Raw genomic sequence first — 21,856 nt, forward strand, 5'->3', positions numbered from 1 at the left:
AATATGGTAGATCAACAAGAACCACAATTTAACCAATGGTATGATGAAAATACCGCAGCTGATCAATTAATACGTGATGCAGCAGCAAATGAGGCGGAACAGCGTAATGAACTATCATTACGTCCGCAATTTTTGCGTGAATATATTGGTCAAGCTGCCTTAAAAGAAGAACTTACTGTTTATATTTCTGCAGCCAAGCAACGTGAAGAGGCATTAGATCATGTGTTGCTATTTGGACCACCAGGGTTAGGAAAAACAACATTAGCCATGATTATTGCAAATGAAATGGCTGTGCATATTAAAACAACTTCTGGTCCGGCAATTGAGAAGCCAGGAGATTTAGTAGCCTTACTGAACGAACTTGAACCAGGTGATATTTTATTTATTGATGAAATCCATCGCTTACCAACGAATATTGAAGAAATTATGTATTCGGCGATGGAAGATTACTTTGTTGACATTATGGTCGGTCAAGGACCGACAGCACGTGCGGTTCATTTTCCATTACCACCTTTCACATTAATTGGTGCAACTACAAGACCAGGCATGCTATCAAAACCCTTACGTGATCGTTTTGGAATCATTAATTCAATGGCCTACTACACACCAGAAGAATTACAAGAAATCGTCGTGCGATCATCAGATATTTTTAACGCCCCAATTAAATCAGAGGGCGCTTATGAAGTCGCTTTGCGATCACGTGGGACACCACGTATTGCTAATCGACTATTGAAGCGTGTCCGTGATTTTGCACAAGTAGAAGGTAAATCCGCAATTGATAAAGCAATTGTTGATGTTGCATTGAATAAATTACGTGTTGATAACCGTGGCCTTGATGAAACAGATCACAAATTTCTAGGAACCATGATTGAGTATTATAAGGGTGGCCCCGTAGGTTTGAACACTATTGCGGCCAATATTGGCGAAGAGGCTGAAACGTTAGAGTCTATGGTTGAACCTTATTTATTACAAATTGGCTTTTTGCAGCGCACACCACGTGGTCGTGTTGTCACTCAAAGTGCCTATGAACACCTTAAAATACCGTATCAAAGGGAACAATAATGCAATATATTATGTCGGATACGCATTTTAACCATGAAAAAATTTTATATTTTGATAAATCACGTGAAGAATCTCTACATGAGCTAGGCATTGAACCAACGATTAAAAACATGGATACTTACCTTGAAACAACTTGGAATAATGTTGTTAAAGCTGAAGATACCGTGTATTTTTTAGGTGATCTTGGAATGTTTAGAAAAAAGCAAGATTTTGTTGCGCAATTAATACGGTTAAATGGTCATATTGTCTTTTTTAAGGGTAATCACGATCATTCTGATCAAATAAAAGCAGCGCTAAAGACCCCAGAAACGGGTATCATAGAAGTTGTTGAGACTGCCAAAGCAGTTAAAATTAATGGCGTACAAGTGTGGTTGAGTCACTATGCTATTGATCTACCTTATCCAATTTTGTCTGTGCATGGTCATATTCATGAAGCTGAGTATCAATCTGACGGTATGATTAACTTGTCGTTAGATTCAGATTATATGCAAACCAGAAAGTTTGGTGCACCCATTAGTTTTGATGAGTTGACACCACTTTTGGTTGCACGGCAAAAAAAGATTGCGCAATTATATCAAATAGAATCAGAAAATAAACGTTATGATCGCCTGATTGAACGGGCATTTGATGAGACGATTACAATTAATAAGCCAACTGCTACGCAGCGACATGAATTAGCATTGTTAGTTGATTATCTTAATAGAAATGATTTGACTTATGCAGATGTCTTAAAAACATTTAACATCCCTAATGAAGATAAAGTATTATCAGATCAGGCAAAAGAAAAGGTCGCCTTAACTGGATTTGAATTTGAAAAAACAACTGGTTTAGAAGGCAATACAGGTGAAAAACATGACTGAAGAACAACATTATCAATTAGCAGATTTTGATTATGATTTACCAGAAGCGCTTATTGCTCAAACGCCTTTAAAGCAGCGTGATTCATCACGTTTGTTAGTTTTGAATGCGGATACAGGCGCGTATGAAGATAAACATTTTTATGACATCCTAGACTATGTGAACCCAGGGGATGCCATTGTGATGAATAACTCGCGTGTGTTACCAGCACGTTTACATGGTGCACGTCCTGAAACAGGTGGGCATGCTGAAGTGTTATTATTACGTCAAGACCATGGTGATGTCTGGGAAACATTGGTTAAGCCCGCTAAAAAATCACCTGTAGGGTCAACGATTGTTTTTGGTGATGACATTGACAATCCAGTCATGACTGCCACAGTTGTCGGCGAATTAGAGCATGGTGGGCGCTATATTGAATTCCACTATGAAGGCATTTTCATGGAATTATTAGAAAAATTAGGTGAGATGCCGCTACCACCTTATATTAAAGAAAAGCTGGCAGATCAAGAACGCTATCAAACTGTTTATTCAAAAGTTGATGGTTCTGCCGCAGCACCAACGGCTGGTTTGCATTGGACACCAGAGCTACTTGATAAGGTGCGTGCAAAGGGTGTCCAAACAATTGAATTAACACTACATGTTGGTTTGGGAACATTTAGACCAGTTGAGGAAGAGAACATTGAAGATCATAAAATGCATTCAGAGTTCTATCAGTTGAGTCAAGAGGCGGCTGATGCTTTGAATCAAGTTCATGCTACTGGTGGACGCATTATCGCGACTGGTACGACGTCTATTCGTACATTGGAAACAATTGGCTCAAAATTTGATGGGCAATTGCAAGCTGATTCAGGTTGGACTGATATATTTATTAAACCAGGTTATCAGTGGACAACGGTTGATGCCTTTATTACAAATTTCCATCTTCCCAAGTCAACTTTGGTTATGTTAGTTGCGGCCTTTACAGGACGTGATAATATTTTGAATGCTTATCAGCACGCGGTGGATGACAAGTATCGTTTCTTTAGTTTTGGGGATGCAATGTTTATCAAGCGTTAGGGGTATCCTGGTGATTATTGCCATGTTCTTCCTGTCTGTGATACTTGATCCTGACAGTGATATATCAAGCATTTATTTGTTATAAAAAGTCTGACATGATACAATTTGTTATAGATATTGAAAAGAGGTCGATCCAGTGCGTAACTAAACTATTCGTTCAAATTACACAGGTAAAATTGGATGTAATAGGATAAGTGCGCAAAAAATCGACAAACAGGTCGAACTTTTTTGTTCATTTTGAAAACACCAATTCTGCTTAAAACAGAGGAGGTTTTTTTATGCAAGCAATAATATTTAATAAAGTTATTTATACTATCGGTGGTCGTAACATTTTAAACCATGTTACGCAGCAAGTAAAAGTCGGTGAACGTATAGGATTGATAGGTTCTAATGGTTCAGGGAAAACAACATTAGCTCGATTATTAACAGGTAATTTACAACCTGATGATGGCAAATTAATTGTGACAGGTCGTGTTTCTTATGTACCACAACTTAATCAAATTGATCATGAAAAAAGCGATGGTGAACAAATGATGATGCGTATCAATGAGGCATTGGTTCGACAGCCAGATATTTTAATTCTAGATGAGCCAACTTCGAATTTAGACATGCAGCATCAAAATTGGCTTATTAGACGTTTAAATCATTTTTATGGGACGCTGATCATTATTTCGCATGATACGTATCTGTTAAATAAAACAAGTCAATCTATTTGGGCAATTTCTGATACAAAGTTGATATCTTATTCGGGTAATTATGATGATTATCTATACCAAAAAAATATGCGATTTTCTACGCAAACACATAAATATAACAATGCAGTTACTCAAAGAAAACATCTTAAACGGGCAATTGATGAAGTTCAGCGCCGTGAAAAACAGGTGACTAAACGCCCTAAAAATATTAGTCCATCAGACGCACGCTTAATTAGTGGAAAAGGTAAGGCACTTAAAAGTCAAAAAAAGTTAGCACAGAACGTTAAAAGTATGACAAAACGATTGTCAAATCTTGAACAGATCGATAAACCACTAGTTGATAAATCATTAAAATTGCAAGCCATTGTGGAACAAAATTCAAAACCAAAAACCATGCTGAAGGTTCTTAATGAACAGGTTACAAGAAATGGACGTCTCTTGATTAAAAACGTTAATTTCAATTTAGAGACTGGGCAACGATTGGCTATTCTTGGTCCCAATGGGACTGGGAAAACGACTTTAATTAAACAGATTTTGGTAAATAATCATGATTCCTATGGTTACTTCACACAAAATTTAGCAACACTGATTGGGTCAAAAACTATTATAGAGAATGTTTTACCTTATTCGTCACAAACATCTCAAGTAGCGCGTGATTTTCTTGGTGCTTTTGGATTAAAACGTGATAAAGTGTTTCAACCCGTGGATACGTTGAGCGGTGGTGAAAAAGTAAAAGTGTTATTGTTGCAAGTTTTATTAACGGATACACGCTTATTAGTGCTTGATGAACCGACTAATTTTTTGGATTTGTCAGCGATTGATGCACTGGCTAATTTTTTGTTACAGTATGAAGGCGCTGTTTTGTTTGTCTCACACTACCGTGATTTCGTGACACGTGTGGCTACGAAGAAAATGATGATTAAAGACGAAACATTAATTCAAGTATAAAACTAACAACTGGTAGAATAGTAATTGTGTTATTGCAACTCTAAATGACTTGACACGTTATTGGGAATGAATATTTGTTAGAGCACTATGTCAAATTGTTTTTTTATGATAAACTGAAAATATTCAATTTAAGGGAGAAATGACAGTGTACGAATATATTAATGGTTTGATTACGAATATTTACCCAGCCTATTTGGTCATTTGTGATCGCAGTGGTGTGGGATATAAACTGTTTGTAGCTAATCCATATCGTTTTGAACAAAATGTGGAATCGCACGTTTACGTTGAACAAATTGTACGTGAAAATGAAATTACGATGTATGGCTTTATCGATGAAAATGAAAAAATATTGTTCAATAAGCTATTAAATGTTTCTGGTATTGGACCTAAAAGTGCTTTGGCTATTTTAGCTAGTGATGATGCATCTGGCTTAGTTAATGCTGTTGCAAATGATGATGCAACTTACCTCACACAATTTCCAGGTGTTGGTAAAAAAACAGCGCAACAAATTGTTTTGGATTTGAAAGGGAAATTGGATGATTTAGCTGCCTCCGTTGGTATGACAACGCCAGTGGCACAAGCAAATTCAAACCAGGCATTGTCTGATGCCTTAGAAGCTTTAGAATCATTAGGCTATAGTGCTAAAGAAGTTGTTAAGTTGGAAAAAACTTTAGCAGTAAAACACGATACCACAGATGGTTATATTCGTTCAGCATTAAAGTTATTAGTCAATTAAAAAATACGTCCATCGCAGCTTAAGCTGCGATGGACGTATTTTTTAATGTATTGCTTTTAATGCTTGATCAATTTGTTGTAAGATAATTTTTTGATTTTTTTCTTGTTCTAGATCAAATGTTTGTAAATCAATTTTTATTTTTGGTGATGCATCATATGAATCAAACCAATCACGATAGGCTGACCACATACGGAAATAATATTGACGTAAGGCATCATTATCGTCAAACTGTTCGTAATCACGTCCACGCTTTTTAATGCGGTAGAGGATAGTTTCAAAGTCAGTTTCAGCGTAAACGAGTAAATCAGGGGCTTTTTTAGGTAATTTTTGTAGTTCAGCCATCATATTATCGAGTAGTTGTGTGTACACGTTCATTTCAGCATCTGTGATGTTACCATCTTTATGATTTTCAGATGTAAATAAAGCGTCTTCATAAATTGAGCGATCTAACACATTATTGTCATCTGCTAGTGCCTTCTTAATCATATCAAAACGACGATTAAGGAAATAAATTTGTAGTAAGAAACCATACTGTTTTGGGTCGGAATAATAAAGTGGGAGTACGGGATTGTCGCCCACCGGCTCATAAAAGGCCTGTGTGCCAAAATGTTCAGCAATCAACCCAGTTAATGTTGTTTTTCCGACGCCAATCATGCCTGCGGTAATAATCACCATGACGACCTCCAATAATTTAGTAACCTAATAACTATACAAAAAATCCGTCCAAACAACAAGGTCAGTTTTTGGGCGGATTGACTTTAAAATGCGAACATTATGCTTTCTTTTCAGATTCCAATAAATCGCGAATTTCAGTTAAAATTTCTAATTCAGGATTAACTTCTACTGCCTGTTCCTTGTTTGTACGGAAGAGGCGGTTGATAACTTTGATTAGAAGAAAGACGACAAATGCCGTAATCAAAAAGTTAATCAAGTCGTTGATGAAGGCACCATACTTAAAGGTCAGTTCTTTAGTAATGACAAGCTTTAAACTGGCTAAGTCGGAAGTACCACCAGTAAAAAATGTCAAGATTGGGCCAATTAAATTGTTAGTTAAAGACTTAACTAATCCGGTGAAAGCACCACCAATAATCACACCAACTGCTAAATCAAGCACGTTACCACGCATGATAAATGTTTTAAATTCTGAGAGCATATTTCTGTTTGTATTGACGGTATGTTATTACCTATCAATACATTCCTTTCATTTCTACATTCTATATAAATATTTTACCTTAAAATACAAAGATTACAATATGTTTTTTTAAAAGTATGATATTTCTTAGGAATTGTGTGTTGTCGCGAAAAATTATGTTTATTTTATCATGACATAAAATTGTAGTCATGATAAAATAAACATAATTGTTTGGAGGAGAAAACTTATGAACGAAAAAGAACAGTTAACCACTTGGCATGAACAGTTGATTAGTATCATCAATGATGTTAATACGCCACACACTTTGGGTGGCATTACCAATGACGCTAATCGGGCTCATGATTCACGACTAGCCCGACGTGCATTAGATAATCTGATTATATTAAGTGAAGAAATCAATGCCAAACGTGAAGAATAGAAAGCAACTAGCAATGATACCAAACGATGCACAGAGTTTGCCAAAAGTGGCAAAAAAAGTGTGGTTAATATACGATATGATTGCATTAGTAGTGGTCTTAGCAATCGGAATAGCAAGTAATCTATTTTTGGATTTCAAGTGGCATAATCCTTTAACAATTTGGATTAATGTATTACTGGGATTTGTTTTGTTGATTATTATTGGTCATGCTGTTTTGATTCCTTATCGTTATCGCTTTCACAAATATATCTTGCATCAGGACGCTGTTTCTATTTATAAAGGATTTTTTCTACGTCAATCGGAAACAATTCCCTTGAATCGTATACAAAATGTTGATACGATTCAGGGACCAATTTTAAAAATCTATCATTTGCAAAATGTGTCAATTGTCACAGCGGCACATGCCTTTAAAATTGAAGCAATTAATGAAGATGTGGCACAGTATTTACGTAATCAGTTGATTACAGCAGCACGACAAGCACGTGAGGTAGATACAGATGACTAAACGCCAACATCAACCAAAAGTTGCGATTTTTTCAGAATCAATTGCTGCTATTCGGATGATTATCTTGCCAGCTTTTTTGCTTTTCTTTAAAAATGACAATCGTTGGCAGATGCAATTATTTGTCGTTATTGGTATTTTGTTACTATCGTTAATAGTTGGCGTATTGAATTGGTGGTTCTTTGTTTATGACATCACGCCCCATGAAATTACCGTAACGCAAGGTATATTCGTGAAAAAACGTGCGCATATAACGTTTGAACGTGTTCAGACCATCACACGAACACAACCAATTTATTTTCAACCATTTGAAGTATTTAAAGTCAGTATAGAAACTTCTGGTAAAAATGATGATAAACTTGAATTCAAGGCATTGCTCTTACCGCAAATTGAAGCCATTGAGACATTACGCAAACAAGCACAGACAAAAATAACAGACGAGACTATCGAAGTGGTATCGTCCAAAGTAGACGCACAGTATCAAATTAACAATCGCGATTTATGTGTATACGCTTTGACCTCCTTAGGTAGTTTAGGAACTGTAGGTCTGTTATTTGCAGCTGTGACAACAGTGACTGAATTTTTGCCGAAGGGTTTTCAAAACTATCTTGATCAGTGGATAAATAATCAAACAGTTGAAATATATGCTATGTTAATAGTATTTGTGATTATTGTTGGTTTTTTCAGTGCATTCATACGCTTGTATAATCGCTATTTTCAATTTACCATTTCTCGTACAGGAGCACATTTAAATATCACACGTGGTCTTTTGACAAAACAAAACATGCAGGTAAGGGCCTCGCGTATTCAAGCTGTTCATTATGAACAATCGTTGTTACGGCGATTAGTACATCTTGTATCTATTAACGTTTTATTATCATCATCAATTGTAGATAAGAATGATCAGACAAAGCAAACACTTATTATGCCAGTCATCAAAGAAGTTGAAGCGACAAATGTTTTAAAGCAGTTTTTACCAAAATATCATGTTTTACAGCCTTTGAAAGCGTCAACGGTTTCAAAAGCATTAGTTTATCAATTACGCTACATTCTTATGCTTGACTGCCTCATAATAGGTAGCGTGTTGATTTTGTATAGCATGATCAAATACATGATAAATCTGCATGTGCCATATGAATTACCAATTTTAATTTTATTAGCTGCCATAACTGTTTGTTATTCGCTTGTAGTTGCCTATGTTAAGATGGCAAATCAAGGCCTGTACTTTGATGATGATTATTTAATCATACAAACAGCGTTAAATTTGACAAAACATACCTATTTTATACCGCGAGAAAAGATTCAAGGTCTCCAAACGTCACAAAGTTATTTTATGATGCGTAAAAAAGCACAGCATTTTACTATTGTTGTACGGGATAGCGATTCAGCGCAATATCTGACATTACGGTATCTTAAGCAGTCAGAGGTACATAAAATTGAAAGCTGGCTAACACGTGTCAAGTAAAAACACTTGACATAGTCATCAATTAGTGAGATACTAATTAAGTAAATTAATGTGTAAAAAACACAAAAGAAAATTGGAGGACATTAAATATGTCAGTTAAAATCCGTTTGAAGCGTATGGGTGCCAAGAAGCGTCCTTTCTACCGTGTCGTGATCGCTGATTCACGCTCACCTCGTGATGGCCGTTTCATCGAAACAGTTGGTACATACAACCCAATCACACAACCTGCAGAAATCAAGTTAGACGAAGAAAAGATTTTGTCATGGTTGAGCAATGGTGCACAACCATCAGAAACTGTTCGCAACTTGTTGAGCAATGCTGGTATCTTGGCAAAGCATAATGAATCAAAGTCTGGTAAGAAGCCAGCCGCTGCTAAGCCTGCTGCATCAGCAGCAAAGCCAACAGAAAAGAATACTGTTGCTGAACTTAAAGCATATTTGAATGCTAAGGGCATCGAATTTGCTTCATCAGCAAAAAAAGCTGATTTGTTAGCATTAGTATAATTTAAGTAAAGAGACAACAATCATAATTATTTATGATTATTGTCTCTTTTTGTTATTAGGGTGATATCAATCAATGTATAAAACAATTTTGCCAATTAATCTTACATCAGCTATAATGAAATTATCCAAATATGGAAACGCTTTCTTTAATTCTGATAATAATGGAGAAGATAAATGGTTATGAAACCTAAATTATTTTTAGATATGGATAATGTATTGGTTGATACGTTATCAATTTTAAATGCTATTGATATGAAGTCAGAAAAAGTAAAAAAGCCGGATCAAATACCTGGCGTTTTTCGCGATTTACCACCGATGTCTGGCGCTATTGAAGCTGTTCAATCGTTAGCAGAAAACTATGAACTACATATTTTGTCAACTGCACCATGGAAAAATGCCAGTGCTTGGCAAGATAAATTACTTTGGCTTGCACAATATTTTGGGGATGACAAGCAAAGTCCGTTTTATAAGCGGGTGACATTAACGCATGATAAAAGTTTAGCACATGGTGTTGGTGGCATTTTAATCGATGATCGTCCTTATCATGGTGCGAGCCAATGGAACGATGACGCAACAGATAGTTTATGGCTTCAGTATGGTTACGATGAGCGCTTAGTGTGGTCAGATCAATTAGTGACATATTTGACTGCAGTTGCTCAGTCCTATAAGACATTCGGCACACTACGCTTAAGTGCAGAAACAGTAGCAACGCAGAGTGGTTATCAACTTTATGGTCGCACTGATAGCTTTGAAAAAGCGCATTGGGAATAGAACAAAAAGTAATCAATCAGTTGATTACTTTTTTTGACGTATTTTGAACAAATGTGGTATAAAAATGTTGCAAATAGATTTAAAAAGAGGTATTCTATTCTTATAAAGAAAGCGCTTACATTAAGTGAGGAAAACAATGATTGTAGAAGAAAGACAGGAAAGACTTTTAGCCGTAATTCAAAAGCATCAGTTTATTTCCTTGCAGGAACTAAAGGGGGTTACGCAAACATCTATTTCAACCATACGACGCGATTTAGCCGTGTTAACCAATAAAGGTTTAGTAAAGCGTGTGCATGGTGGTGTTGAATTTATTGCTCAAAATAAAAAATCATCGACAGTCAATGAACGCAGGCCGATTTATCAAGCTGATAAACAAAAAATCGCGAAACGAGCGGTACAACGGTTGCAAGGTGGCGAGACACTTTTTTTAGACGCTGGGTCAACAACAGGCGAAGTTATTGCGTATTTAGCGGATAAGAAACCTGCGGTTACAGTTGTTACCAATTCAGTTCATCATGCAGCCAACCTATCAGACTTGATGATACCCGTGTTAATCATTGGAGGACAAGTAAAACAAACGACAGATGCCGTAATAGGTGCAGCTGCAGTTGAACAGATTAAAAATATGGTATTTGATGTTAGTTTTGTTGGCGCTGATGGTATATCTGTTGAATTTGGACTAACAACACCAGATTTAGAGGAAGCTGCTGTTAAACGCGCAGTGGTTGAACGTTCTCACGTGAGTTATGTGTTGGCAGATGCCAGCAAAATTGGCATTGCCTCATTTGCTAAGGCGGTTGCATTGAAAGAGGTTGTCTTGGTTACGACCAATTTAGTGTCAAAGCAACGTGATGAACTGAAGCAGGTTATGACCGTTTTAGAAGCATAGAGGGGAAATTATGATTTATACAGTCACTTTGAATCCATCATTGGATTTTATAACACGTTTGAAAACATTGACATTAGGTGAAACAAATCGTGCTGATTCAGAAACTATTTTTCCAGGCGGTAAGGGTATTAATGTGAGCCGACTGCTAGGTCAATTAGCTATTGATAATACAGCTTGGGGATTTCTTGGGGGTTTTACCGGAGATCATTTAAAAAACGCCTTAATTGAACCACATTTAGTACAAGATTTTACATCAATAGCTGGTAATACTCGTATCAATTTAAAAATCAAGGCAACAAACGAAACAGAAATTAATGCGACAGGACCAGCAATTACTGAACAAGAGTTGGCAATGTTTTTTCAAAAATTTGATTGTTTAACGAGTCATGACGTTGTTATTCTTTCAGGCAGTGTGCCTAAAAGCCTGAATAATCAGGTTTATCAACAAATGTTACAAAAAATCCAGGGATGTGGTGCACGATTTGTTATTGATACGACTGGACAACAATTAAAAGAGGCCTTATCAGCTCAACCATTACTAGTCAAACCAAATCGCAGCGAATTAGCACAATTGTATGGGACTGATTTAGCTACGCAAGCTGATCTCTTACGATGGGGCAGACAATTGATAAAAGATGGGGCCAAACATGCTATTGTGTCACTTGCTGGCGACGGTGCGCTACTTTTTACGCAACAGACACAGTATTTTGCAAAACCAATTAAAGGTCAAGTTCAAAATTCAGCCGGTGCTGGTGATTCAATGATTGCCGGTTTTATCGGTACATGGTTACAATCTCAAGATGTATTAGAAAGTTTTAAAATTGCTGTAGCTAGCGGTACTGCAACAGCCTTTAGTAATGATATAGCAACAAAACAAAAAATTGAGGAAATTTATCAGCAGGTTAGTATCACAACTATTTGATAAATACGAGGAAATGTCATGAAAATAAGTGAATTGTTATTACCAGAGGTGATGATTTTAGATTTAAAAGCGACAACAAAGCAAGCGGCTTTTGATGAAATGATCGATCAACTTTATGCAACTGATCGCATTACGAACAAATCAGAATTTTTAAAGGGTATTTTGGCACGTGAAGCACAGACAACAACAGGTTTAGGTGATGGCATTGCGATGCCCCATTCGAAAAATAATGCGGTCAAGCAGCCCACTGTAGTCTTTGCGCGATCAAAAAATGGTGTTGATTACGATGCCATGGATGGGAAACCCGTCCATTTACTGTTTATGATAGCAGTACCGGCTAATGCTAATAACACACATTTGGAAGCGCTAGCCAGCCTATCACGTTATTTGCTACAAGATGGCTTTATGGATAAATTAAAGCAAGCAGAGACACCAGCTAAAGTAGTTAGTCTGTTTACAGAACAAGAAGCGGAATCAACTGAAGTAGTTGTTGATGATGATGCACCATATCTTGTTGCTGTAACAGCATGTACGACTGGTATTGCACATACTTATATGGCCGAAGAATCGTTGAAAAAACATGCTGAAAAACTCGGTATTCGCATTAAAGTTGAAACAAATGGTGCCGGTGGTGTAGGGAACAAGTTAACAGATACAGATATTGCACACGCACAAGGGGTGATTATAGCAGCTGATAAAAAAGTTGATATGGCACGTTTTGATGGCAAGCCATTAATCAATCGACCAGTAGCAGATGGCATTCGTAAGCCAGATGAATTAATCGATTTGGCACTTCGTCAAACAGCCCCTATTTACCATACTAACGAACCTAGGCAACAATCAACAGAAGCACCACAATCAATTGGTAAGGCATTTTATCGTCATCTCATGAGTGGTGTATCAAGTATGTTACCATTCGTTATTGGTGGCGGTATTGCCATAGCGTTTGCCTTCTTAATTGACCAAAGTTTAGGTGTGCCAAACAGTGCATTATCAAGTTTGGGAACTTATCACCCAATTGCTGCGCTTTTTAAACAAATTGGTGGCGCAGCGTTTGGTTTCATGTTACCAGTTTTGGCAGGATATATTGCCTATTCAATTGCTGAAAAACCAGGATTAGTGGCTGGATTCGTAGCCGGGGCATTGTCTGCCAATGGTTACAATCTCTACAATGTTGGCTTAGATGCCAACCATTTGCCAATTCCTTCAGGATTTTTAGGAGCTTTGGTCGGTGGTTTCTTAGCCGGTGGTATTATGCTTTTGCTCAAAAAGGTATTCCAAAAATTGCCTAAGTCATTAGATGGCATTAAATCAATTTTGTTCTATCCAGTATTAGGGGTCTTATTAACTGGATTTGCGATGTTACTGATTAATATTCCAATGTCAGCAATCAACACTGGTTTGAATAATTTCTTATCTGGCTTGGATGGCACCAATGCCGTACTCTTAGGTGCCATACTTGGCGGTATGATGTCAATTGATATGGGTGGCCCAATTAACAAAGCGGCCTATGTCTTTGGAACAGGCACTTTAGCAGCAACGGTTGCAAGTGGTGGCTCAGTGATTATGGCAGCTGTCATGGCTGGTGGTATGGTACCACCATTGGCAGTGTTTGTAGCCACACTATTATTCAAACATAAGTTTGATCAGCAAGAACGACAAGCAGGATTGACTAACATTGTTATGGGACTATCTTTCATTACAGAAGGGGCCATCCCATTTGCAGCAGCAGATCCAGTACGTGCCATTCCAAGTTTCATGGTTGGCTCAGTGTTGTCTGGCGGACTAGTCGGTTTGGCTGGCATTAAATTGTTAGCACCGCATGGTGGTATCTTCGTGATTGCCTTGACAAGTTCACCATTGCTATACCTGCTCTTTATAGCAATCGGGGCTGTTGTTTCTGGCATCGTTTACGGTTCTTTCAAAAAAGCAGCATAATCTAAAACCTAATCGATAAACTATCGATTAGGTTTTTTTGATTATCTTCATAATTGATAGCAGTTTGCTATCTTTGTTATCATTGTTACTTTATAATTGATGATAGGTACACTACAGACTTTGAAGGAGAGCTTTATGTTACTAAATTTTATCAATGTGATGTTAGTTTTTAGTATTGGCATACTATTAGTTAATATTGCTGCCGTTGTTTTAAATCGTCGTTGGGGGTGGTTTATTATAACAACCGTTGTCGAATTACTATTTGTTTACTTGGTACTCTATATACAATTACCGCCTAAAAATTTGACAACATTATTGAATGTCAATATTTTATTAGCTGTTGTTGCAGCAATCATTAATTTTATTGGTAATGCTGGATTATCTGCTGTAGATAAAGTACGCGAGCTTGGACAACATGACCGACATGTTAAAGTAACTGAAAAACAAGCGCATTTTTTGCGACGCTATTTGTTAGTATTATTGGCGCCAATTGTATTATGGCTAATTGTTAGTGCGACTGCTTTTGTCACACGAATAACGAGTATTAATAACGTATATGATTCAATTCCAAAGCAAACCAAGCGTTCTGCTGAATTATTGACATCTGCTAAAGATATGCCAATTGCGCTAGCGCCTGATACGGCTAAACGTAAAATGCAACAAAAATTTAGCGTCATTCCCAATTCGAATATGTATGAATTAGATGGTATGACCGCACAAATGGTTAATGGTGAGTACGTGTATGTGGCCACAGTTGAATTCAACGGTTTCTTCAAATGGCTCAAAAACAAATCAGTTCCTGGTTATTTCATCATTAGTGCGACAGATGTTAATGCACAACCTAAGTTTGTGAAAGAACCTTTGAAATATACAACATCGGCTTATTTGAACGATGATGCCGCACGTAAAATTTATGCTAAGGCACCAACTTATGCTAGTACTGGGCGCATGAATTTAGAGATTGATGATAAAGGTAAACCTTACTATGTGCAAACACTGTATCGTGAATATGGTGTGTCAGGGCGCATGAAGTTCAACGAATTTAAGACTGCTGTTCTTAACGCACAAACTGGGGATGTTGAAATTTATGCTGCCGATAAAGCACCAAAGTTCATTGATGCACCAATTACAAGTTCTGCGGCCAATCAAATGAATGAGTTCTATGGTCGTTATCAAAAGGGTTGGTGGAATCAAACATCTTTTGGTGCGAAACGCAATGTTAAAATACCGACGGATAATGGTATTTACTCTGGCGGACAAATTACACCACTGATTGATTCTAAGGGCCATTTAGTGTATTTTACTGATTTTACATCAGGAAATAATGATCAAGATTCAGCTCTGGGCTACTCACTTGTTGATGCGAAAACTGGTAAGTTGACTTACTATCGTGATACGCGTTCAGGATTAATGGATTCAGATGGTGCCATTAGTATTGCGGATAAAATTTATCCAGAAAAGAAATGGCAAGCACATATGCCGATTTTGTATAACATTGACGGCACGCCAACTTGGGTTGTATCATTATTGGATACAAAAGGTATTTTTAAAAAATATGTATATATTAATGCCATAGATAATGACATTGTCATTGACGGTGATAACGCACAAGAATCTTTGGATGATTATCGTAAAGATTTAGCGGAATCTACTTCTAATAATCGATCAACCGACCCTAAAACAGAAAAAGAAATGACCGGCAAGGTATCGCGCGTCGCGGTGACCAATGATGGCAAAACAACGATTGTGAATTTCATGCTTGAAAATCAATCAACAGTCTTCAAAATTGATTCAGACAGTAGTCCTACAGTTGTTTTCTTAAAGGCAGGCGACGAAGTTAGCTTTAAAGCTAACCTACTGGACAACGCGAAAATCGCAACAATTGATGATATAACAATTAAAGGTTTAAAATAAAATTTAGGACGACTGATGCGGTCGTCTTTTTGTTATCATAAAGTGTAGTAAAAAAGTGTAGTGTGTAGTATAAAAGTGTAGTAAAATTAAATCGATTTTTAGATGACTACTATGATTAAACAAATAGGAGCAAATAAATTATGATAATGTATGACATAATACCATTTTTGGACAGCCAATTGACGATTTTTAAACAAAATGACGCGCTGGTTTTTATAAGCCTAGCTATTGATGGGGTGAAAGAATTTCATTTGTTCTACCCAAACGAACAAGTCACGCGGGCGACGTTACCCGAGATGATTGCTTTTAAACGTTATGCAGCGGGTGAGACAGTTGATTTGTCACAGTTGAAAATTGACTATTTGAAAGGCACCGCATTTCAACGTGATATATGGACTGCCATGCATGATATGTTGCCGAATGACACGTTAACGTATACGCAGTTGGCCAGTCGTGCTAATCATCCTACGGCAATCCGTGCCGTGGCATCGGCAGTTGGAAAAAATCCTTTGACAATTATTAATGCCTGTCATCGTATCGTACCTAAAAGTGGGGGTATTGGTAAATTCCGTTATGGGTCGGAGATGAAACAAAATTTAAGACAACTAGATCAGGCCATGATGGCTAGCAAGCAGACTGAAAAATCTGATATAATAGCAATATGACAAATACAGAAAATTATTTTAAAGTTGGCACGATTGTTAATACACATGGTATCCGTGGTGAAGTAAAGATCATGGCCATTACAGATTTTGCAGCTGATCGTTTTAAAAAAGGGTCAGAATTGCAAATAGAGACAAAGCAGGGCTTTGTGCCTGTTAAAGTGCAGGCATCTCGTGTGCATAAAAATATGTGGTTAGTTCTTTTTGATGGTGTGACAAACATCAATGAAATTGAAAAGTATAAAACACATGATATCTATGTTATTGGCGGTGAACGTGAAGAATTAGGTGATGACGAATATTATTATAACGAAATCATTGGCTGTCGCGTCGTTGATTTAGAGGGCAATGATATCGGTATTATTTCTGAAATCATGGAGACTGGCGCAAATGATGTTTGGGTTGTATCACGTGATGGTCAATCAGATGCATTGATTCCGATGATTGATGATGTTGTAAAAAACGTCGATGTTGCTGAGAAATTAGTAACCATTGATGCACTGGAAGGACTATTGGATTAATGAGAATTGATGTTTTAAGTTTATTTCCTGATATGTTTACACCATTAAAGCAGTCAATTTTAGGTAAAGCAATTGATAAAGGTGCTTTAGATTTTCATGTGACAGATTTTCGTGATTATACTGAAAACAAGCATAACAACGTTGATGATTATCCATTTGGCGGTGGTGCGGGTATGTTGCTTATGGCACAACCAATATTTGACGCAATGGCTGCTGTTGAAAAACAAGCTGGCGACAAAGGACATGTTGTGTTGCTTGACCCAGCAGGTCGTCAATTTGATCACCATGTAGCAGAAGAGTTAGCGCAAAAAGAGCATGTGACCTTTATTGCGGGACACTATGAAGGATATGATGAGCGTATTCGTGAATTAGTTGATGATGAAATCTCATTGGGCGATTACGTTTTGACAGGTGGTGAGCTCGGCGCTATGGTTATTATTGATGCTACAGCCCGTTTTTTGCCTGATGTATTAGGTAACAATGTTAGTGCTGCTGAAGATTCATTTCAAGATAATTTGTTAGAGTTCCCCCAGTATACGCGACCAGCTGAATTTCGTGGTCGTAAGGTACCTGATGTGTTGCTGAGTGGAAATCACGCAAAAATCGCTGAGTGGCGACTAAAAGAGTCATTAAGAAGAACATGGCAACGCCGCCCAGACTTACTAGAAAAACGTCAACTCACCAACCAAGAACGCAATTTACTAGATGACGTAAAGCACGAGTAAGCGTTTAAGCGCGGTACCGTGACTTATTTTAAAATGACAAGCAGATCCTGCTTGTCATTTTTTTTAGCGTTATAAGTGATTAATATCAATACGAAAGGCCTAAAATATCGTTAAATATTTTAGGCCTTTCACATTTAAAACTTATTATATTTTTTACATGTTTATATAAAATGATAAAAATGAATAAAAAACCATTTTAATTAATGAGAAATAAAGAATTTATCAATCGCGTTCGTTTAAGTAAGTTGACTGAATAAGATCGAATTTTTTTTTAATAGCGGGGTTATCCAAATAATCTGTCACAGTGTATGCTTGGCTGATTTTTTTTGTATCATGCTTATATAGTGCAGTTAAAAACAATAGCCATAATTTGGAATTTGAATTTTCCTTGATTTTTAAGTCATCTAATTTTAAAAGTATCCAATCAGTAAGCACATCTTTTTTTTGTACAATGCTACTTTCCAGATATTTAATAATTAACGTCATAATGATATCACTTGCACATGCTTTGTTTTCTATCCTTATGTATTGCGCTAAAATATCAGAAATGTATGGTTTTATCTTTTCAGAAGGTATCATATTTAGAGTACATTCTAATAAATAAATATCATAAAGTTGCCATCTCATGATTTGATCAAAATATTTTAAAAGTGAATTTTGATCATTTAATGACGCTAACTTGAACGTCGTATGATAAATGGTTGCCTGTATCATAAGCATTTGGTGTTTATGTTTAAGTGTGAGCGTGTTAGTTGATTTTATGTCTAAATAGTTCTGTTCTAAAGCGATTATGTCAGTAGACAGATATTTGTCATTGAGATCATTTCTAAATTCAGTAATATCTGTGCCATCCTTATAGTAGGTGTCAAAATACTCTTCAACTGTGAGATCCAATGTTTTACAAATAAGATGGATAGTCTGAAGGTTTGGTAATATTTGCCCATTTTCTATTCTCGAAACCATTGCCTGTGAACCGATTATCCTGCCTAATTCACTTTGCGAGATGTTTTTGATCTTGCGCCGTTCCCTTATTAAATTGAAATTGCCATCTTTTTGCATAGTATTTCCTTTCTGTTTGTAAAAAATATAACAATTAATTATTATCCCGCATTTTGACATAATTTTGACTTATTCATTATTGGATAATCAATATTGAATAAAGTGAATAATTGCACAGTATGCGTTGTAGAATGACATGGTAAAGGTTAATCACTTTTACAAGTACAAAAAAATTCCTAAAAGATATAATGGAATTTTAAAGAAAAAATAAGAAAAGGGAAGAATGGTAATAAAAACATGAGAAATAAAATAGCAGTATGTGAACGTAAGAAACTGTATAAATCAGGGAAAATGCTAGTGACAGCTGGTATCTTTTCCTTAGCCATTTTTGGGGCCACGATATCTGATATTAGTGCTGATACAACGGGGGGAACTATCACCACAGCTGCTAAGGCAGACCCTACAAAAGCTCAACCGGCAGAAGTACAAGCAGCGTCAGATAAGCCAGTAGAAGCACCAACGCCTGATAAAGCAACAGAACCACAGGCGGCGCCGAATAAAACGACAGAAGTACCAGCGCCTGATAAAGCAACAGAAGTACAGGCAACGCCGGATAAGCCAGTAGAAGTACCAGCTTCTGATAAAGCAACAGAACCACAGGCAACGTCAGACAAGCCAGTAGAAGTACCAGCTTCTGATAAAGCAACAGAACCACAGGCAACGTCAGACAAGCCAGCAGAAGTACCAGCGCCTGATAAAGCAACAGAACCACAGGTAACGTCAGATAAGCCAGCAGAAGCACCAGTGCCTGATAAAGCCACAGAATCACAAGTAACATCTGACAAACCAGCTGATACAACAACAGAAACGCCAACAAAAGACCAAACGTCAACGGTCTATGCACCAGCTAATACACCAAAAACAGACAAAGTTGATAACACGGCATCATTAACTGATAAGAAGGAGACTAGTCAAGAAGCACCACAGCTTGACAAAATAGAAAGTGACTCACCAAACATCAAACAAATTGATGGCAAAACTTATTTTGTAGATGAGAATGGGCAAGTCAAAAAGAATTTCACTGCTGTTGTTGATGGCCAAGTACTTTATTTTGATAAGACAACTGGTGAATTGACATCGAATGATCGTCAATACGCCGATGGTTTAACTAACATTGACAACGCACACAACGCAGCTTATGATTTAACAGCTGATAGCTTCACAAATGTTGATGGGTACTTGACAGCTAATAGTTGGTATCGACCTAAGGATATCTTGAAGTCAGGTACGACATGGACACCATCAACTGCTACTGATTTACGACCATTGTTAATGTCATGGTGGCCTGATAAAGATACACAAGTTGCTTACCTCAAATATATGCAGTCTGTTGGTCTGTTAGAAGATGATGTTGCTGTTTCAAATAGTACGCAAACAGCTGATTTAACGAATAGCGCCATGTCAGTTCAGAAAAATATTGAACAAAAAATTAGTTTGTCTGGGAATAATACAGATTGGCTAAAAACAGATATGTCACAATGGGTTAATAGTCAATCTAATTGGAATATTAGCAGTGAATCTAAATCAAATGATCATTTGCAAGGTGGCGCATTACTATATGTTAATAGCGATAAAACGCCAGATGCTAATTCTGACGATCGTTTATTAAACCGCACACCCATTAATCAAAATGGTCAAATTACTGATTCAAGTCAACAGGGCGGTTATGAGATGTTGTTAGCTAACGATGTGGACAATTCAAATCCAGTCGTGCAAGCTGAACAATTAAACTGGTTGTATTACATGATGAACATTGGTAGTATTACGCAAAATGATCCAACTGGTAATTTTGATGGTTACCGCGTGGATGCCGTTGATAATGTAGATTCTGATTTGTTGCAAGTTGCCAGCGATTACTTCAAAGCAGCTTATAAAATAGATCAAAGTGACAGCCAAGCTAATGCACATTTGTCAATCTTAGAGGATTGGGAAGCTAAAGATGCTGCATATATCAAAGCGCATGGCAATAATCAATTGACAATGGATTTTCCAATTCATCTTGGTTTGAAATATGCCTTGAACGTGCCAGCTGATCAACGTAGTGGTTTGGAGTCAACAATTACGAATAGTTTGGTCGATCGCACAGCAGATTCAACCGAAAATACAGCACAACCAAACTACTCGTTCATCCGTGCCCATGATAGTGAAGTACAAACTGTTATTGCACAAATTGTTAAAGATAAAATCAATCCAAATTCAGATGGTTTAACGGTCACACCTGATGAAATTGAGAAAGCCTTTGCAATCTATAATGCCGATGAATTAAAAGCGGATAAAGAATACACTGCCTATAATATACCATCATCTTATGCTTTGTTATTAACTAATAAGGATACAATTCCACGTGTCTATTATGGTGATTTATATACTGATGATGGGCAATATATGGCCAAGCAATCACCATATTATGATGCCATCACATCATTGTTGAAATCTCGTGTTAAATACGTGTCCGGTGGTCAAAGTATGGGCACATCATACTTACATGACAATCAAGGGGTACTCACTTCGGTCCGTTATGGAACCGGTTCTATGACTGCTACAGACGCTGGCAATGATGAAACACGGACATCGGGTATTGGTGTGGTGATCAGTAACAAGACTGATTTGAATTTAAATAACGATGAGCAAGTTGTATTGAATATGGGTGCTGCACATAAAAATCAAGATTACCGTGCCTTGATGTTAAGCACGCAAGCTGGTTTGCAAATTTATAATGATGATGCTGGTTCGCCCGTTGTGCGGACAAACGATTTGGGACAACTGATCTTCAAGTCAGATATGGTCTATGGTATTAATGATCCACAAGTTTCTGGCTACTTGGCTGCTTGGGTACCAGTTGGTGCCAGTGCAAATCAAGATGTGAGAACAGCAAGTAGCACAACAACGTCAACTGATGGCAGCACGTATCATTCTAATGCAGCATTGGATTCTCAAGTCATTTATGAAGGTTTCTCTAACTTTCAAGCAATGCCAACACAAGCAGATGAGTATACCAACGTCAGGGGAGTACAGGAACACATTTATTAACAGCTGGTGATCAGAGCACTTCTGCTGTC

General features: G+C 37.1%; 21 protein-coding genes. 18 read left to right on the plus strand and 3 right to left on the minus strand.

Annotated elements, in window-relative coordinates; all coding sequences use genetic code 11:
* Positions 1 to 3 precede the first annotated feature (3 nt).
* The 5 genes from ruvB (at position 4) to ruvA (ending at position 5,355) form a co-directional block, all read left to right on the plus strand.
* On the plus strand, positions 4 to 1,062 hold the full coding sequence (gene ruvB, locus K5Q14_RS00535; protein ID WP_220733885.1) for a Holliday junction branch migration DNA helicase RuvB: 1,059 nt from the start codon (positions 4 to 6) through the stop codon (positions 1,060 to 1,062).
* Positions 1,062 to 1,922, plus strand: a complete 861-nt coding sequence (locus tag K5Q14_RS00540) for a metallophosphoesterase family protein (RefSeq protein ID WP_220733886.1) — start codon at positions 1,062 to 1,064, stop codon at positions 1,920 to 1,922. Before ruvB ends, K5Q14_RS00540 begins: the two co-directional genes overlap by 1 nt.
* Complete coding sequence (queA, locus tag K5Q14_RS00545; protein ID WP_220733887.1) at positions 1,915 to 2,976, plus strand: tRNA preQ1(34) S-adenosylmethionine ribosyltransferase-isomerase QueA; 1,062 nt, start codon at positions 1,915 to 1,917, stop codon at positions 2,974 to 2,976. The genes K5Q14_RS00540 and queA overlap by 8 nt, the downstream gene beginning before the upstream one ends.
* A 278-nt stretch (positions 2,977 to 3,254) precedes the next feature.
* Positions 3,255 to 4,619, plus strand: a complete 1,365-nt coding sequence (locus K5Q14_RS00550) for an ABC-F family ATP-binding cassette domain-containing protein (RefSeq protein WP_220733888.1) — start codon at positions 3,255 to 3,257, stop codon at positions 4,617 to 4,619.
* A gap of 145 nt (positions 4,620 to 4,764) precedes the next feature.
* Positions 4,765 to 5,355, plus strand: a complete 591-nt coding sequence (gene ruvA / locus K5Q14_RS00555) for a Holliday junction branch migration protein RuvA (protein ID WP_220734142.1) — start codon at positions 4,765 to 4,767, stop codon at positions 5,353 to 5,355.
* A gap of 42 nt (positions 5,356 to 5,397) precedes the next feature.
* Here the strand turns inward: ruvA and K5Q14_RS00560 are convergent, their stop codons facing one another.
* Both K5Q14_RS00560 and mscL read right to left on the minus strand, forming a co-directional pair.
* On the minus strand, positions 5,398 to 6,030 hold the full coding sequence (locus K5Q14_RS00560) for a deoxynucleoside kinase (RefSeq protein WP_220733889.1): 633 nt from the start codon (positions 6,028 to 6,030) through the stop codon (positions 5,398 to 5,400).
* Between the two features lie 97 nt (positions 6,031 to 6,127).
* Entirely contained in the window at positions 6,128 to 6,508 is a 381-nt protein-coding gene (gene mscL / locus K5Q14_RS00565; protein ID WP_220733890.1) for a large-conductance mechanosensitive channel protein MscL, read from the minus strand.
* Between the two features lie 226 nt (positions 6,509 to 6,734).
* On the opposite strand from mscL, the gene K5Q14_RS00570 reads away from it, so the two are divergent.
* From K5Q14_RS00570 to trmD, 12 genes are all read left to right on the plus strand, one after another.
* Positions 6,735 to 6,926, plus strand: coding sequence for a hypothetical protein (locus K5Q14_RS00570; protein ID WP_220733891.1), 192 nt, complete (start codon positions 6,735 to 6,737; stop codon positions 6,924 to 6,926).
* 13 nt (positions 6,927 to 6,939) lie between these two features.
* Positions 6,940 to 7,431, plus strand: coding sequence for a PH domain-containing protein (locus K5Q14_RS00575; protein ID WP_220734143.1), 492 nt, complete (start codon positions 6,940 to 6,942; stop codon positions 7,429 to 7,431).
* Positions 7,424 to 8,893, plus strand: coding sequence for a PH domain-containing protein (locus tag K5Q14_RS00580; RefSeq protein ID WP_220733892.1), 1,470 nt, complete (start codon positions 7,424 to 7,426; stop codon positions 8,891 to 8,893). The genes K5Q14_RS00575 and K5Q14_RS00580 overlap by 8 nt, the downstream gene beginning before the upstream one ends.
* Positions 8,894 to 8,982: 89 nt before the next feature.
* Entirely contained in the window at positions 8,983 to 9,396 is a 414-nt protein-coding gene (gene rpsP / locus K5Q14_RS00585) for a 30S ribosomal protein S16 (protein WP_220733893.1), read from the plus strand.
* A 174-nt stretch (positions 9,397 to 9,570) separates the two neighbouring features.
* Positions 9,571 to 10,167 carry a 5' nucleotidase, NT5C type gene (locus tag K5Q14_RS00590; RefSeq protein WP_220733894.1) on the plus strand — a complete coding sequence of 199 codons (597 nt, stop codon included), beginning with the start codon at positions 9,571 to 9,573 and terminating at the stop codon, positions 10,165 to 10,167.
* 136 nt (positions 10,168 to 10,303) lie between these two features.
* Positions 10,304 to 11,056 carry a DeoR/GlpR family DNA-binding transcription regulator gene (locus K5Q14_RS00595; RefSeq protein WP_220733895.1) on the plus strand — a complete coding sequence of 251 codons (753 nt, stop codon included), beginning with the start codon at positions 10,304 to 10,306 and terminating at the stop codon, positions 11,054 to 11,056.
* A 10-nt stretch (positions 11,057 to 11,066) separates the two neighbouring features.
* On the plus strand, positions 11,067 to 11,978 hold the full coding sequence (gene pfkB, locus K5Q14_RS00600) for a 1-phosphofructokinase (RefSeq protein ID WP_220733896.1): 912 nt from the start codon (positions 11,067 to 11,069) through the stop codon (positions 11,976 to 11,978).
* A gap of 18 nt (positions 11,979 to 11,996) precedes the next feature.
* Positions 11,997 to 13,916, plus strand: coding sequence for a PTS fructose transporter subunit IIABC (locus tag K5Q14_RS00605; protein WP_220733897.1), 1,920 nt, complete (start codon positions 11,997 to 11,999; stop codon positions 13,914 to 13,916).
* 135 nt (positions 13,917 to 14,051) lie between these two features.
* Positions 14,052 to 15,830 (plus strand): DNA-binding protein, encoded by a 1,779-nt coding sequence (locus K5Q14_RS00610; RefSeq protein WP_220733898.1) that lies wholly within the window; start codon positions 14,052 to 14,054, stop codon positions 15,828 to 15,830.
* Between the two features lie 140 nt (positions 15,831 to 15,970).
* Positions 15,971 to 16,495 (plus strand): methylated-DNA--[protein]-cysteine S-methyltransferase, encoded by a 525-nt coding sequence (locus K5Q14_RS00615; protein WP_220733899.1) that lies wholly within the window; start codon positions 15,971 to 15,973, stop codon positions 16,493 to 16,495.
* Positions 16,492 to 17,013: a ribosome maturation factor RimM gene (rimM, locus tag K5Q14_RS00620; protein WP_220733900.1), complete on the plus strand. Its 522-nt coding sequence runs from the start codon at positions 16,492 to 16,494 to the stop codon at positions 17,011 to 17,013. Before K5Q14_RS00615 ends, rimM begins: the two co-directional genes overlap by 4 nt.
* A complete protein-coding gene (trmD, locus tag K5Q14_RS00625) occupies positions 17,013 to 17,738 on the plus strand; it encodes a tRNA (guanosine(37)-N1)-methyltransferase TrmD (protein ID WP_220733901.1) in 726 nt (241 codons plus the stop codon). Before rimM ends, trmD begins: the two co-directional genes overlap by 1 nt.
* Positions 17,739 to 17,960: 222 nt before the next feature.
* Here trmD and K5Q14_RS00630 read toward each other — a convergent pair whose 3' ends face one another.
* Positions 17,961 to 18,797: a helix-turn-helix transcriptional regulator gene (locus K5Q14_RS00630; protein ID WP_220733902.1), complete on the minus strand. Its 837-nt coding sequence runs from the start codon at positions 18,795 to 18,797 to the stop codon at positions 17,961 to 17,963.
* Positions 18,798 to 19,034: 237 nt separating this feature from the next.
* On the opposite strand from K5Q14_RS00630, the gene K5Q14_RS00635 reads away from it, so the two are divergent.
* Positions 19,035 to 21,827: a glycoside hydrolase family 70 protein gene (locus K5Q14_RS00635; protein ID WP_246587505.1), complete on the plus strand. Its 2,793-nt coding sequence runs from the start codon at positions 19,035 to 19,037 to the stop codon at positions 21,825 to 21,827.
* The last annotated feature ends 29 nt before the right edge of the window (positions 21,828 to 21,856 follow it).

It is taken from the genome of Leuconostoc inhae (genome assembly GCF_019656015.1).
GTDB classification, from domain to species: domain Bacteria; phylum Bacillota; class Bacilli; order Lactobacillales; family Lactobacillaceae; genus Leuconostoc; species Leuconostoc inhae_A.